Origin of the sequence: Paenibacillus aceris (assembly GCF_017874035.1) — a bacterium.
GTDB lineage: Bacteria > Bacillota > Bacilli > Paenibacillales > NBRC-103111 > Paenibacillus_E > Paenibacillus_E aceris.
The window spans coordinates 69,271-82,063 of sequence record NZ_JAGGKV010000013.1 but is presented as its reverse complement, the minus strand read 5'-3'; the positions used below and the strand labels follow the sequence as shown (position 1 = coordinate 82,063).

Here is a 12,793-nt window from a genome sequence, read left to right as displayed (position 1 = left end):
AAGTATGCAAGGGATAGCTAGAATGGGCTATTGAAGCGCACGATCAAGCAGCCAGATTTTGCTTTGGAAGTCACCCCGCAGTCCTGTGATAGGTATTCCAGCGTATAACAAATGGTTACCAGGGAATACGCCTTCGGCACCTTCGATACGATAGTCGAAGTCGGGGTTAAGTCCTTTGAGACGCATAGTAGTAAGCGGAAAGAAAGAGAAGCGGTATCGTTACCCTCGAATGGGCTTAACAAACGGTAGAGATCGCCGAATTGAACAAGTAGACGAATCTGCTTATAAGTATAAGTCTCAAAAAAAAGAAAGTAGAGCAAAACTTTATTGAAACAAATCCTTTTGAACAAAACTTTATTGTAACTAATCAACAGCACCGGATAATAGGTATTTCGACATCTGCCATCAAGCTTTCTAGCACGCTGCGGTCATGGCATCAATTTGCACCTAATGGATGGCAGCAGTTTTTCATGTCCTTGTTGATCGGCAATGACCCTCTTAAATTTCAAATCACATATTTTCCCTTTAACTATCTCAATCAATGCATGTATATTGATGCATAATTATACATTTCTCAGTAATTCTGAAATAGTTCTCTCACAAATCAAATTTTGAAAATTTTCTCAGTATTTATGACACCACACAAAGCCGCTTGTAGGCTGCTTGTCGGCAGCAGTTAGTCCATTTTCTTCTGATATCACGCAACTTTGAAAAATGCCAAAACATGTTCCAAGAAAAATACAAGTATTTCTGATTAAACCACTGAGAATATTTTTTTAAAACAGTTAAGTGAGCGACGATCAAAATGAAGAAAAAGCCCGTCCCATCAAGGTACGAGCCTACGACATTTATGTTCCAACTCAGCGACATTTCATCTTCCAGTCACCGACATTTTAAGTTACAACTCACAAAAAAAAAGGAGGACAAAAAAGTCCTCCTTTCTCCCTACGAGCAGCGACTGTAGCCACAGTTCGCGCAGTTCTTACACCCTTCGCTGTTGATCAGCGAAGCGGAGCCGCACGACGGGCACAAGTCCTTCGGCGCGGCGCTAACTGCGCTGCCGCCATGTGCAGTGTGCCCGCTTGAAGCAGCCACCGGTGCCGGTGCTGGCGCATCCAGCACTTCACTCGTCGCGGTCACGTAGTTCCGCGCGTCGTCTTGCTCGTTCATCACTTCGTCGTGCTGCTCGAGCGCCTTGGCAACCGCGTCTGCGATGGACTCGACTCGGTTGGTGCCGAACCCAATGGCGCCGGAGCCACCAATGCCTTTCAAGTGCTTCACGAGCAGCTTCACTTTGTCCCCGTGGTCGCCATAGCGCAAGAATAACGAGCACACCCGGCCTAGTGCTTCGGACATCGCAAATACGTCGGAGCCAGCTTTCCCTACGTTAAGGAAGATTTCACTCGGCGTTCCGTTCATATCATTAATCGTAATATACGCCATGCCAAATGGTGTATTCACTTTATACGTAGCGCCCCGCAGAATTTGTGGACGGCGCTTATATTGCTTATCGAAGACTTGCTCTGTCTTCGCGTCAACATTGACAGCAAGCTTGCCAGAGAGATTCGTTAAGCTAGCTTCTTCTTTCACAGCCTCTGCTGCTACAGCAACAGGTGCTGCTTCTGCAGCCTTCTCTTCTTTCTTGTCTTCTTTCTTATCAGCGCTTGTACTCAGAACCTGCACATCACGGCTTCCATCACGATAAATGGTGACGCCTTTACAGCCCAGATCAAAAGCCAATTCATACAACCGTTTAGTCTCTTCCACTGTGAAATCGGACGGACAGTTCGCTGTTTTGGAGATGGAACTGTCTACCCACGTTTGGATCGCAGCTTGTGCACGGATATGATCTTCAGCTGTCAAGGACATCGAAGTTACAAAGTAATCCGGCAGCTCCTGGTTCGGGTTAGCGTCTTTCCATTCCTGTGCAATCGGCACATATTGCTTATCAAAGCCCAATCGGCTTTGGCGGTAATATTCAAATGCAAAGTACGGCTCAATGCCCGTCGATGTACCAACCATCGTTCCTGTGCTTCCGGTTGGAGCTTGCGTAATAACGGTTACGTTGCGCATGCCGTTCTTTTTGATGGCTTCGCCGACTTCAGGGAATGCTTTGGTCATATTTTTCATAAAGCCGCTCTCCAGGAACTTATCGGCGATGAACGCTTTAAAGGATCCTTTTTCAGCAGCAATCTCAGCCGATGCCAGATAGGCTTCTCTCGCCATAAAACCGTAGATTTTGTCCAAAAACACCAAAGATTCCGGACTTCCATAACGAATTTTCAATTTAATCATAAGTTCAGCTAAGCCCATAGAGCCTAGACCTACACGGCGTTCGCTTTGTTGATTCTCACGATTTTCTTCAAAATGATACGGCGTCTTATCGATGACATTATCAAGGAAACGAGTCGAGTAACGGACAACCGTGGCCAAATCCGCCCAATCCACGTCATGCTTCTCCGCATCATAAAACTTCGATAAATTAATCGCCGATAAATTGCATACGCCCCACGCCGGAAGGCCTTGCTCCCCGCACGGATTGGTACAAATAATCGGATTAAAGTACCAGCTGTTCGACATTTGGTTGTAGTATTCCATGAATACGACACCAGGCTCAGCCGATTTCCAGGCAGACTCAATAATGGTATGCCATACATCACGAGCTCTTACTGTGCGGTAAGGCTTGACGGCTTTGCCAAGCTTTTTCCAAGCTTCCAAGTTGCCGTCCCATTTCTCGTTATATTCAGGATCTGTGGTATCCGGGAATACGAGTTCCCATTCCAAGTCTTCCTTCACAGCTTTCATAAATCCATTGCTTACGCAAACGGACAGATTGGCATTTGTAATTTGTCCCATGGTCGACTTCACTGTAATGAAATCTTCCAGATCAGGATGCCAGTCATTAATCATCAGCATGAGAGCGCCCCGCCGGCTTCCCCCTTGCTCGATCAGGCCGGTTGTATAGCTGAACAAACCGCCCCATGAAACAGCTCCGCTCGATGAACCGTTCACTCCCTTAACAACGGAACGGCGTGGGCGAAGCGAGGATAGATTGATACCGACTCCTCCGCCGCGCGACATAATTTCCGTCATTTCAGATAATGTGCTCATAATGCCGCCACGACTATCGTGAGGAGACGGAATGACATAACAGTTAAAAAGCGTCAGTTCATCGCTCGCATCCGCGCCTGCCGCAATACGTCCGCCTGGAACAAGCTTCCAATCATCTAAAATATATCTGAATTTATCTGTCCATTCATTTCGTTTCTCCGGCGTCGCTTCGACGGAAGCCATTGCTCCAGCTAAGCGATTCCACATTTCTTCAGGTGTTTTTTCTATGTTTAGCGTAAGCTTTTCAACCGGAGACTTCACCGTCTCGCCGCTGCGTGTTCTTACTTGAACGATGTCGCCTTCACGGCTTATAATTTCGCCTACCTCTTTGGCTGGGAATTTGGGATCATCCTTCGTCAGAACGAGAACGGTATCCCCTACCTTAGCAAAGCTCGTATCTGCATTCTTGAGTGCATAGCGGTCCAAAAATATTTTCTCGCTTAACCCTTCCAGCTTCTTACCTGATTGCGAAATCCCCATCGACAAATGCCCTCCCAATAAGCTACAGATTCAGCTGCAACTAAATTAAAAATTACAATATATGGTGTGAGAAATTCATTATACAACACAAGATATTGACCTTCGAATGGCTAAAGGACCAATTTTGTTTATTAAGACAAGTTAATATCGCATTAGCTAGAATTTGCTCTGAATTTCTCGTTATTTCAAAGAAAGCTTGTAACCTCTCCGTTGCTTTTGACGATACCTGTTCACTCTGTTAACCTATATTAAGGATACCACAATTCCTTTATTTTTAGAACATCTGTTCGGAAAATTTCTTTTTATTTATCCTTCCCCAGAAAGTGCTAAGGAGATGTAAACGACATGTATTTTTATAAAAATGAATTCATCCCCAAAACGGATATCCATCTCTCGCCAGATGATCGCGGCTATTATTTCGGAGACGGCATCTATGAAGTATTCCGGGTCTATCAAGGCCAGCTGTATGAACAGGATGCACATATGCAAAGGCTTCAAAGAACCGCAGAAGAAGTGCGGCTAACACTACCTTTTACGAGCCGAAAAATAGGACAAATTCTCACAGAGCTGGTAGAGAAAAACAAGCTGGTCGAAGGCACCGTATATGTGCAAATTACCCGGGGCGAAGCTCCCCGCGCACACCCGTTCCCGCCCCAAACGGAACCGGTTATGCTCGCATACTGTACGGAAGTGCCAAGACCCGTTGCTACGATACATAACGGTATTAAAGCCATTACTTTTGCGGATATCCGCTGGTTGAGATGCGATCTCAAAACGCTCAATCTGCTGCCCAATGTCATGGCAAAGCAAGCCGCACTCGATCACGGCGTGCAAGAGGTTGTGCTGCACCGCGAAGGAACCGTGACCGAATGCAGCGCATCTAACCTGATGATCATTAAGGATGGAGTGCTATATACGCATCCTGCCAATCATTTGATTTTGCACGGTATCACCCGGGCCGTTGTTTTGCGACTAGCCCGCGCTTTGGAAATGCCGGTTAAAGAAGAGGCTTTTACGACGGAACAGCTCGCTGGGGCTGACGAAGCTTTTATCACAGGAACGACGGTAGAAATCACGCCAATCCTGGAAGTAGATGGCCACTCGATTGGCACCGGTATACCAGGTCCGCTCACTCGCAGGCTGCAAGACGAGTTCGTTCGCACTTTTGCGTAACCAAATATAAAAAACCTAAGGCAACTGCCTTAGGTTTAAAAGCTCAGTGTTCACACACTTCCTTGCGTGCTGATAAAGGAACACCAGGGCGCTATTTCAGCGGAATCAACCCTTTTAGCGCACGTAGCGAAACTGTGTGATGCTATTTCGGAGTTTTCGTCAGAAATGGGCACCATTTTGCTGAAATAAGACCCTGTAGTTCCTCTTCTGCACCCGAACGACCACTTTTAGCCTAAATAGTACCCCGTGGTTCCGCTAAAGAGAGACAGCCCGCTCGTCCTATCTGCACACCGACTACCGCCGCAAATTCCACTCATCCGCACCATACTTCTCTTTCACGAGACGATCGGTCAACTCCATCTCAAATGGCGTCAAAGGCGCCTCAACAAGCTCTACCCCTAAGCCCAGCTCAATTTCCCGACGGAATGCTTCTTCGACTTGTGCTAGCGTAACCGCCTCTTTTCCCTGCGCACGCAGCAGCTCGTTAATCGCCACAGCTTTCTTCAAAAAGCTCGACTTCATTCGCTCCGCAACCTTCTCGTTCGAGAATCTCAACATACGAAACAGTTGATCCGTATCCATATCCAGCAGGATCGAGCCATGCTGCAGCACGACGTTCTTTTGCCGAACCTGCGCACTGCCGGCGACTTTGCGTCCCTCAACAACAAGCTCGTACCAGGAAGGAGAATCGAAGCAAGCTGCGGAGCCTGCCGACGCATATTTCTCCTTCTCCTCATCGCTTGCAAGCTGCACCATCTCTGCGTTAAGTCCAAGCGCACGAAAGCCTTGTAGCAGCCCTTCGCTCAGGACGCGGTAAGCGTCGGTGACATTACGGGGAATGCCCGGGTAATCCTCGGCCACAATAATGCTGTACGTCAGCTCCTTATCGTGCAGAACGGCTCTGCCTCCTGTAGGACGGCGCACAAAGCCTATCCCCTCTTTCGCTACGGCTTCCTGATCGACTTCCGACGCTTTTTGGAAATAACCGATCGACAACGTTGCCGGATTCCATCCGTAAAAACGCACGGTAGGAGGGACGATCCCCTCACTGTGTGCGGTCAGAATCGCTTCATCTAAAGCCATATTTTCAGCAGGAGAACGATCTCCCGTATGTATAAATCGCCAAGCAGTCATGTCGAACACGTCACCCTTTCTTTCCCACATTGCTATACAAAGACAACTTCTATCATACCACAAAATCATCTGCTCTTACGATTCCGCCTCGGCCCCCGGCTCCTGACTGATTTCCTCATTTGTTTTGCGATGGAAAAGTTATGAAAGCGCCTCTTATGGACATACTAACACGTAATCGGCGTTTAGCCTCAGTTTTGCAGAGCAAAATTCAATTTATGCTTACGAGGTCAGTTTTCTTACGAAAACTCTTAGGAGGGCACATCCATGCGTCAACATGAACAGCAAGAGAACATTCGCCCCATTCATCATCGGTTGGATATGCACTTTGAGAGGGACTGGTTTACTGAGCTGGATCATCGTGTGCGCGGAGGAGGGCCATGGGACGATTGGACACTTTACCAGCTGGCCTATGAATCGGAAGAATCGGGGCTTATTTCTACGTTTGACGAAATGCAGTGCCTCGTTCATTTGGGGCAGCTGGAGCCTATGGCTCATCAAATTGATACGGCGAAAAGAGTGCTCAATGAGATGCGCGGTCGAGCGATTTTGGCTGATGAAGTTGGACTCGGGAAAACGATTGAGGCTGGTTTAATTTTAAAAGAATACATGATCCGCGGTTTGGTCCGCAAAACACTTATTTTGGTGCCGGCCTCCCTTGTATTGCAATGGGTACGTGAATTGAACTCCAAATTCGGCATTCCAGCCGTCGCTCATAAGAAAGCGTACATGTGGCAGCAAAGCGACATCATCGTCGCTTCGATGGATACCGCAAAACGCGATCCGCATCGGGAAATCGTGATGGGCTTGGAATATGACATGCTCATCGTGGATGAAGCCCACAAGCTGAAAAATAAAAAAACGACCAACTACACTTTCGTGAACGAGCTGCGCAAAAAATATTGCCTGCTGCTCACCGCCACACCGGTCCAAAACGATTTAAAAGAGCTCTATAATCTCATCACGCTGCTGAAACCCGGTCAACTTGGCATCCAAAGCTCCTTCAAGTCCAATTTCGTTGTTGGCAAAAGAATTCCCAAAAACGAGATCCAGCTTCAGCAGGAGCTCTCTAAGGTGATGATCCGAAATCGTCGAGGCGATGGAGGCGTTCATTACACCAAACGGGTGGTCAAAAACATCCCGCTCACGCTTTCCCCAGAGGAACAAGCCCTCTATGACGGCGTCACGAGATTCGTTCGCACACGGTATGAAGAAAGCGCAGGCGATCTCAGCAGTATGCTATCGCTCATTACTCTTCAACGGGAAGTTTGCTCCTCCAGGGATGCTGTCTTCATCACACTCGTGAATTTGTTCAAAAAAACAGCCGAGGATTCGCCGACTCGCGCCAAAATATGGGAGCTGGTTGAGCTGATCCGCAGTATTAAAGCGAACAGCAAAGCGGAAACGACCATGAAGCTAGTCCAGGAAATCAATGATAAAGTCATTATTTTCACGGAATATCGCGCTTCGCAAGAGTATCTGCTCAACTATTTAAAAGAGCATAAAATTACGGCAGTTCCTTATCGTGGCGGCATGAATCGCGGTAAAAAGGATTGGATGATGGATTTATTCCGCAACCGCGTACAAGTTCTTGTTGCAACTGAAGCCGGCGGTGAGGGCATTAATTTGCAGTTTTGCCACAACATGATTAATTTCGATTTGCCGTGGAACCCGATGCGCGTGGAACAACGGATAGGCCGGGTACATCGTCTTGGCCAAACGCATGATGTAAACATCTATAATCTATCTACAAATAATACAATTGAAGAGCATATTCTCTCTTTGCTGCACGAGAAGATCAATATGTTCGAAATGGTAATCGGGCAGCTCGATACGATTCTGGAGAAGATCGAAAAGAAAGGCTCCCTCGAAACTTCGTTATTCCGTATGGTGATGGAGGCGGGCTCGCAGGAAGATATCCGCAGGAAAATTGATGAGCTAGGCCATACTTTCACCGAAATCAAGGATGAAATCGAACAAAACCCGGTCTATGGCGCAGAATTTCAACACATCCTCGATGCCGTAGGCGGAGCGCAAAGCGGTGAGGTCAGACCATGAATAAACGCAATATACACACATTCGTCATGCGCTTTCTTGAAGCCTATGACTGCACCATTCTAGAGAAATCGCCAGCCTATGTCACAGCCAAGCTGTCCCCGGAAGCGGATCGGGAAATGACAGGCCGTCCTTATTATTGGAGCTTCGTGGAACGAACCGGCACTCCCGCTGAAACGATGACCTATAAATTCATCTTCGATCCGGAGCAAATGAAGCTGGAGGCAAAACCCAAGGCTGCGGCAACCGCAGTCAAGAGCACGCCGGCAGGCAGCGTACCTCCCGCTTCGGAGCAAGGCCAGGCAGCTGACGGATCCTCCGACAGCATTCTCGGACGCTATTTCGGCTTCGTCCCAACGACGATTACCGCCCGTGTACCACAGGATGAGGTTACCTTCGGCAGCAGGCGGCTGGAGCAAATGTTCAACATCGTCCGTGAACGCGGGAAATTCGTGCATCTCTTCGAGGAGCCTTTTCCCACGGGAGCTACTTATCATGCTGCGCTCGTGTATGACACTTGGTTTTGCGTCAATTACAAAGTGGAACTAGTGTGCGACCGCAAGCGAAGTGAAATCCACTCTCTCGCCATCCAATTGAACAGCGGCGAGATTCGCGAGCATTTTCATAAACATCTATTAACCAAGAGCCTTTCTCCAAAACTGCCTGCGAATAGTCATATTTTGCAAGATACGATTTCCCTGTCCAAAGCTGTGAATCATCTCGAAACGACGCTTGAGCGTAAAATCAGCACCTATGACCACAGCTGGGCGGATGAAGCAAATGCACAGCACCGCAGCGAGATCGACCGTGTAGAGTCTTACTACAATGGTCTTCTGCTGAATGCAGAACCAGACAAAAGAGACGAAATCGAAATGCAATGCCGAAATCGCCTCGAAGAAATCGACTGGCAGCATAAGCCTCGTATCGTCGTTTCTGTCATCAATTGCGGACTGTTTCATTTGAACGCCGGGCGTACACCCAGGAACTGACGATAGTCGCTAAAACATCGCAAAATTACCACTACAGGTTCTAACAATCTTTTTATAGCATAAGAATTACAATAGATTCATACAAATGAGAGGTTAGAGATAGGCAGGTGAACGCAAATGAAGTTGAGGACTGCATGGACAACAGCCTGTTTCATATGCATAGGCAGCTTATTATTCTTACCGGTGCAGAGCTCTGCGGGCGATAATTCGGATCGGACAAGCCTCGTGCAAAGGAGCGGACAATCCGCAGCCGACAGCCCACAAACGGCGGCAGCGAAGCCTGTGCCTGATCTGAGAAGCGAATCCACTTTGACGGCCACCGTCGACAAGTGGCGCGCAGCACTCGCACACGAAGCAGGGTTTGAAGGCTGGCAATCGGCATCTTGGAACAGCTACCCGCTTGGTCCAGGTACTCACGGTTGGGTCGTTATTCTCACTGATCATGGCGAAGATGTCGGCTATATGATTGTACATGCCACAGAAAACGGCACCTTCCGATTAACGGAGTATGGAACAGGCAAGCATCCTCTTTTCAGCTTAACCACGCTGTATCGCTCCTTGGTACAGCATGAACTCATCCCGACTACTATTTCTTATTCTGATTTTGCTGCCAATGAAACGATCGCCAAAGAACGATTATATACGGATGCCTTAACTTCTGTTTGGAAAATCAAGCTTCAGGACCAAACCTATTATTTAGATGCCAAATCAGGCGAGGTGCTTCCTTTAAAAGAGGACCCGACGCCGAAGCTAACGGATACGGAGGATACCCTTCCAGAAACCGACTTAGCCGGAGAAGCGATTACAACTCTGCACCCGGCTTTTGATCCTTACGACAGAATGCCTTGGATTGTAGGAGCGCCGCTCCCTGTCAATAGCCTCCCAGAACTCCAAAACGCTCTCGATACAAATGAAAATCTGACTTATGTCACCGAACTGTACGACGGCCAGGTTACACTGCCGCTCGCCATTCTAGGCTACCAATCTTGGCAGGAAGGTTCGCCCTACCTTATTCTGGATCATGAGGGACCGAGGTACGTACGGCTTTCGGCTGCGCTAGGAATGGGTCATGTTTATGAATAAAAGCTGCCAACTATACAAAAAAACAAAAGCTGTCTCACAGGTTTTTCAGACCTTTGGGGCAGCTTTTGTTCAATTGCGGAACTATTTTTTGGGTTTGATCTGATCAAACAACATCCGGGCAGCCATGGGCAGCATGCCAAACCAGCGTGTCTGCCAATGTTCGCGCTTCTCCTTGTTTATTGCTTTTGCCTGCTGACGAACATCTTTAGGTGTGTCTATATACGTCACAACCTGTTGCGTTATGTACTTGACCAGCTCATCACTTTTGGCCATACGCCCACCTGCCCTTTTCTCCCTATTGTAACCAGAGAGTTCCGGACTTAAACGGCACGGACAGGTGGAAGGCATGGGTTCAACCGACTTTACCGCCGCTCTCCGAAATAATTTTATCCGCAAATGTCTTAATTGTACCGCAGCCCAGCAGCATCGGTTTGTTATCGCACAACAAAAGCAAAGTCTGTGCATTCATATCCCAAGCGTATTGGAAACCGACATTCATCCCAACTACGGTTATCATGAACTTGCCCGATGCTGCATTAGGAATCGTGAATCCCTGTTTCTTTCCCACTTGTTGCAAAGATCGAAACACCGAAGACGAAATCCCTCTATACGTCCAAGTACTGCAAGCCGCCATAGGTCAATCTCCTCTCTCCCCTTATAGGATCACTAAATTGTATGAAGAGAGGGTTCAAATCGTGCTTGTTTCAAAAAAATCGGTCGGCGTTCTGAACCGCTAAGAACGCTTCTAACCTCGTCCCTGCTGCATATAGTAAAGTATTGAGAGGGAAAGGGGTGCATCGGATGTGGGAAGAGATGCTCCTAACTGAACAGCTTAGCATCCACATGGATAAATCCAGCCATAGGCTGGAGTTAAAGCTTCGTGAGCATGAGCGCGAAGATACGATCTCCGCAGTTCAGCTGAGCCAAGCTGAGCTCACTCAACTTCTTCATACCCTGCTTGAAATTAATCGGTGCTTTCGCGGGGATATTGCATATTTTCACAATTAAAAAGCACCTTCGATTCCCGTTAACGGGTTTCGAAAGTGCTTTTTTTACGAGAAGCTTCGCTGTCCTAATCTCTGCTGATGCCAGCAATAGAAGCTAAGAAACGCAAGATGTACAAGAACAGATTAATGAAATCCAGATAAATGTTGAGGGCAGCCAGCGGAACCTCTTCCGAGCCTACGCCATTTCGGTATTGCGCCACATCATACAGCACCCAGCCGCTGAAAATGAGGATGCCGATCATCGACCAAATCAGATTCGTTATCGAACCGAAGTTAACGAACATGCCGATTACGCTCATCAGCACAAGGCCAATCGTTCCTGCAAACAAGAAGCCTCCGAGGAAGCTGAAATCACGCTGCGAACGGTGCGCATAGAAGGCAAGTCCGCCGAAGATTGCTGCTGTCGCGAAGAATGCGCCAGATACTACATTAGCTCCAAGCATACCGCCGTAAGCCATAATAACCGGATACAGGGTAACACCTGAAATCGCTGTAAATGCATAAAGAAAACCGTACCCGATATTTTTACCGCGAATCCGAATAACGATTGCTGCAACCAGCATCACCACTTCAGCAATGACGAAAAGCATAATCATTGAAGGCGGAACAACCATTGCGCCGATCAGTGTCCCCAGAAAGGAAACCAAGAGGGAAATGGCAAAAGTTTGAAGCACATGAGCAAAACTGCCTGTGTGTGAAACCGTCACCGTTCTATCCATGAAACCGTCAACTCCTTTAATTAGAAACTTGTACGATCTATATTATGTATTATACCTAAACTTCATGAGAACCGCTATACGCCGGGAAGTTAGGCATTTATCTGAATGCAGAGAACAGTCTCACGAATATATGTTTCAAGTAGGCGCGCACTTTCGCAGGAAACTTAAGGATAAGACGCGTACCCCAACCGTCATAAGTCCCGCCGACTTCGGAGGCAAGCACGAACAATTCTTTGGTAATGGCATTGACCGTCGGAACATCCAACGTGTGCAATTTGCTCAAGTGCAGAACGTATGGCTCCACATTTCGCGTGGTATCCATTTCCGAGACAATGACGATGTAGCCAAGCTTGCCGACTTTGCTTTTCATCTCATCCATCCGCGCAGAGTCCGGAAAATGCAGCCAATGCTGAACCTCCCTGGCTCTTTCCAAATTATCCCCGCGACGCTTCAGCGCATAGGCGATCTTGGCATTGCGCATCCACTGTTCCTCCAATGGCGACGGTGCCATTTCTTCCAGATAGAAGCTCCAGTCTTGATCCTTCGTCATCAAAAAATAATAGCGGAAGTTTGGGAAATCCAGCATCATCCGCTTCATCTCCGGTTCCCATTCCCAGTCATCCTTGGCATAAAAGTACATTTCCATTTTATTATGTGAAGAAATCCGCCCTGCGTATATGGCGTATCCTTTATCTTTCATCCGTGAAATGAGCTTATCTTCAAGCTCGTAAAATAACTGCTGCGCCTTTTGCGTTGAGCTCCCTGAAAGGTCCCACAAACTGTACATGTTAAAGACGATCGTCATTCTTTGACCATAACCTATGAAAGGTGCTTTCGACTTCAAAGCAGTGTTCATAAAGATTAGAACCTGCTCCCGATCCCGGATGCGTTCAAACAAATTCCAATCTTCTTCCATAGGATGTTCCCCCTATTTCCCTTCAGATTATTTTTATTATATAGGGCTTAGACCTGACTGCCTACCCCATTTGCTTGTCCATTGTTGATAAAAGTAGGCGCGCACAAAAACAACCCCTTCAAAATGAAG

12 protein-coding genes are annotated in these 12,793 nt (G+C 47.5%); 5 read left to right on the top strand and 7 right to left on the bottom strand.

All coding sequences use genetic code 11. The features are described 5' to 3' along the window. Window positions 1–27: 27 nt before the first annotated feature. A complete protein-coding gene (locus J2Z65_RS35385) occupies window positions 28–186 on the bottom strand; it encodes a GH36 C-terminal domain-containing protein (protein WP_240159699.1) in 159 nt (52 codons plus the stop codon). A gap of 759 nt (window positions 187–945) precedes the next feature. Further along, window positions 946–3,591: an adenosylcobalamin-dependent ribonucleoside-diphosphate reductase gene (locus J2Z65_RS22115; RefSeq protein ID WP_167058376.1), complete on the bottom strand. Its 2,646-nt coding sequence runs from the start codon at window positions 3,589–3,591 to the stop codon at window positions 946–948. 345 nt (window positions 3,592–3,936) lie between these two features. Between J2Z65_RS22115 and dat the strand changes: the two genes are divergently transcribed. After that, window positions 3,937–4,764, top strand: coding sequence for a D-amino-acid transaminase (gene dat / locus J2Z65_RS22110; protein ID WP_167058373.1), 828 nt, complete (start codon window positions 3,937–3,939; stop codon window positions 4,762–4,764). 294 nt (window positions 4,765–5,058) lie between these two features. On the opposite strand, the gene J2Z65_RS22105 is transcribed toward dat, so the two are convergent. Continuing rightward, entirely contained in the window at window positions 5,059–5,898 is an 840-nt protein-coding gene (locus J2Z65_RS22105) for a lipoate--protein ligase family protein (RefSeq protein WP_167058370.1), read from the bottom strand. A gap of 264 nt (window positions 5,899–6,162) precedes the next feature. Between J2Z65_RS22105 and J2Z65_RS22100 the strand changes: the two genes are divergently transcribed. From J2Z65_RS22100 to J2Z65_RS22090, 3 genes are all read left to right on the top strand, one after another. Beyond that, complete coding sequence (locus J2Z65_RS22100; RefSeq protein ID WP_167058367.1) at window positions 6,163–7,953, top strand: DEAD/DEAH box helicase; 1,791 nt, start codon at window positions 6,163–6,165, stop codon at window positions 7,951–7,953. After that, a complete protein-coding gene (locus tag J2Z65_RS22095) occupies window positions 7,950–8,939 on the top strand; it encodes a YqhG family protein (RefSeq protein ID WP_167058364.1) in 990 nt (329 codons plus the stop codon). Before J2Z65_RS22100 ends, J2Z65_RS22095 begins: the two co-directional genes overlap by 4 nt. Window positions 8,940–9,056: 117 nt before the next feature. Next, entirely contained in the window at window positions 9,057–10,022 is a 966-nt protein-coding gene (locus J2Z65_RS22090; protein WP_167058361.1) for a hypothetical protein, read from the top strand. Between the two features lie 81 nt (window positions 10,023–10,103). Here J2Z65_RS22090 and J2Z65_RS22085 read toward each other — a convergent pair whose 3' ends face one another. Both J2Z65_RS22085 and J2Z65_RS22080 read right to left on the bottom strand, forming a co-directional pair. Further along, window positions 10,104–10,295, bottom strand: a complete 192-nt coding sequence (locus tag J2Z65_RS22085) for a YqzE family protein (protein WP_167058358.1) — start codon at window positions 10,293–10,295, stop codon at window positions 10,104–10,106. Between the two features lie 79 nt (window positions 10,296–10,374). Then, window positions 10,375–10,656 carry a hypothetical protein gene (locus J2Z65_RS22080; RefSeq protein ID WP_167058355.1) on the bottom strand — a complete coding sequence of 94 codons (282 nt, stop codon included), beginning with the start codon at window positions 10,654–10,656 and terminating at the stop codon, window positions 10,375–10,377. 167 nt (window positions 10,657–10,823) lie between these two features. On the opposite strand from J2Z65_RS22080, the gene J2Z65_RS22075 reads away from it, so the two are divergent. After that, the gene (locus J2Z65_RS22075) at window positions 10,824–11,030 is read left to right on the top strand and encodes a hypothetical protein (RefSeq protein ID WP_167058352.1); all 207 of its coding nucleotides are present in this window, start codon (window positions 10,824–10,826) and stop codon (window positions 11,028–11,030) included. 64 nt (window positions 11,031–11,094) lie between these two features. Here the strand turns inward: J2Z65_RS22075 and J2Z65_RS22070 are convergent, their stop codons facing one another. Continuing rightward, window positions 11,095–11,748, bottom strand: a complete 654-nt coding sequence (locus J2Z65_RS22070) for a Bax inhibitor-1/YccA family protein (protein WP_167058349.1) — start codon at window positions 11,746–11,748, stop codon at window positions 11,095–11,097. Between the two features lie 97 nt (window positions 11,749–11,845). Beyond that, window positions 11,846–12,664 (bottom strand): DUF695 domain-containing protein, encoded by an 819-nt coding sequence (locus J2Z65_RS22065; protein ID WP_167058346.1) that lies wholly within the window; start codon window positions 12,662–12,664, stop codon window positions 11,846–11,848. Window positions 12,665–12,793: the final 129 nt, after the last annotated feature.

What these genes read in the sequence shown, in the direction of transcription:
- J2Z65_RS35385 (WP_240159699.1), bottom strand. Translation starts at nt 186, where the DNA reads ATGCGTCTCAAAGGACTTAACCCCGACTTCGACTATCGTATCGAAGGT.
- J2Z65_RS22115 (WP_167058376.1), bottom strand. Translation starts at nt 3,591, where the DNA reads ATGGGGATTTCGCAATCAGGTAAGAAGCTGGAAGGGTTAAGCGAGAAA.
- dat (WP_167058373.1), top strand. Translation starts at nt 3,937, where the DNA reads ATGTATTTTTATAAAAATGAATTCATCCCCAAAACGGATATCCATCTC.
- J2Z65_RS22105 (WP_167058370.1), bottom strand. Translation starts at nt 5,898, where the DNA reads ATGACTGCTTGGCGATTTATACATACGGGAGATCGTTCTCCTGCTGAA.
- J2Z65_RS22100 (WP_167058367.1), top strand. Translation starts at nt 6,163, where the DNA reads ATGCGTCAACATGAACAGCAAGAGAACATTCGCCCCATTCATCATCGG.
- J2Z65_RS22095 (WP_167058364.1), top strand. Translation starts at nt 7,950, where the DNA reads ATGAATAAACGCAATATACACACATTCGTCATGCGCTTTCTTGAAGCC.
- J2Z65_RS22090 (WP_167058361.1), top strand. Translation starts at nt 9,057, where the DNA reads ATGAAGTTGAGGACTGCATGGACAACAGCCTGTTTCATATGCATAGGC.
- J2Z65_RS22085 (WP_167058358.1), bottom strand. Translation starts at nt 10,295, where the DNA reads ATGGCCAAAAGTGATGAGCTGGTCAAGTACATAACGCAACAGGTTGTG.
- J2Z65_RS22080 (WP_167058355.1), bottom strand. Translation starts at nt 10,656, where the DNA reads ATGGCGGCTTGCAGTACTTGGACGTATAGAGGGATTTCGTCTTCGGTG.
- J2Z65_RS22075 (WP_167058352.1), top strand. Translation starts at nt 10,824, where the DNA reads ATGTGGGAAGAGATGCTCCTAACTGAACAGCTTAGCATCCACATGGAT.
- J2Z65_RS22070 (WP_167058349.1), bottom strand. Translation starts at nt 11,748, where the DNA reads ATGGATAGAACGGTGACGGTTTCACACACAGGCAGTTTTGCTCATGTG.
- J2Z65_RS22065 (WP_167058346.1), bottom strand. Translation starts at nt 12,664, where the DNA reads ATGGAAGAAGATTGGAATTTGTTTGAACGCATCCGGGATCGGGAGCAG.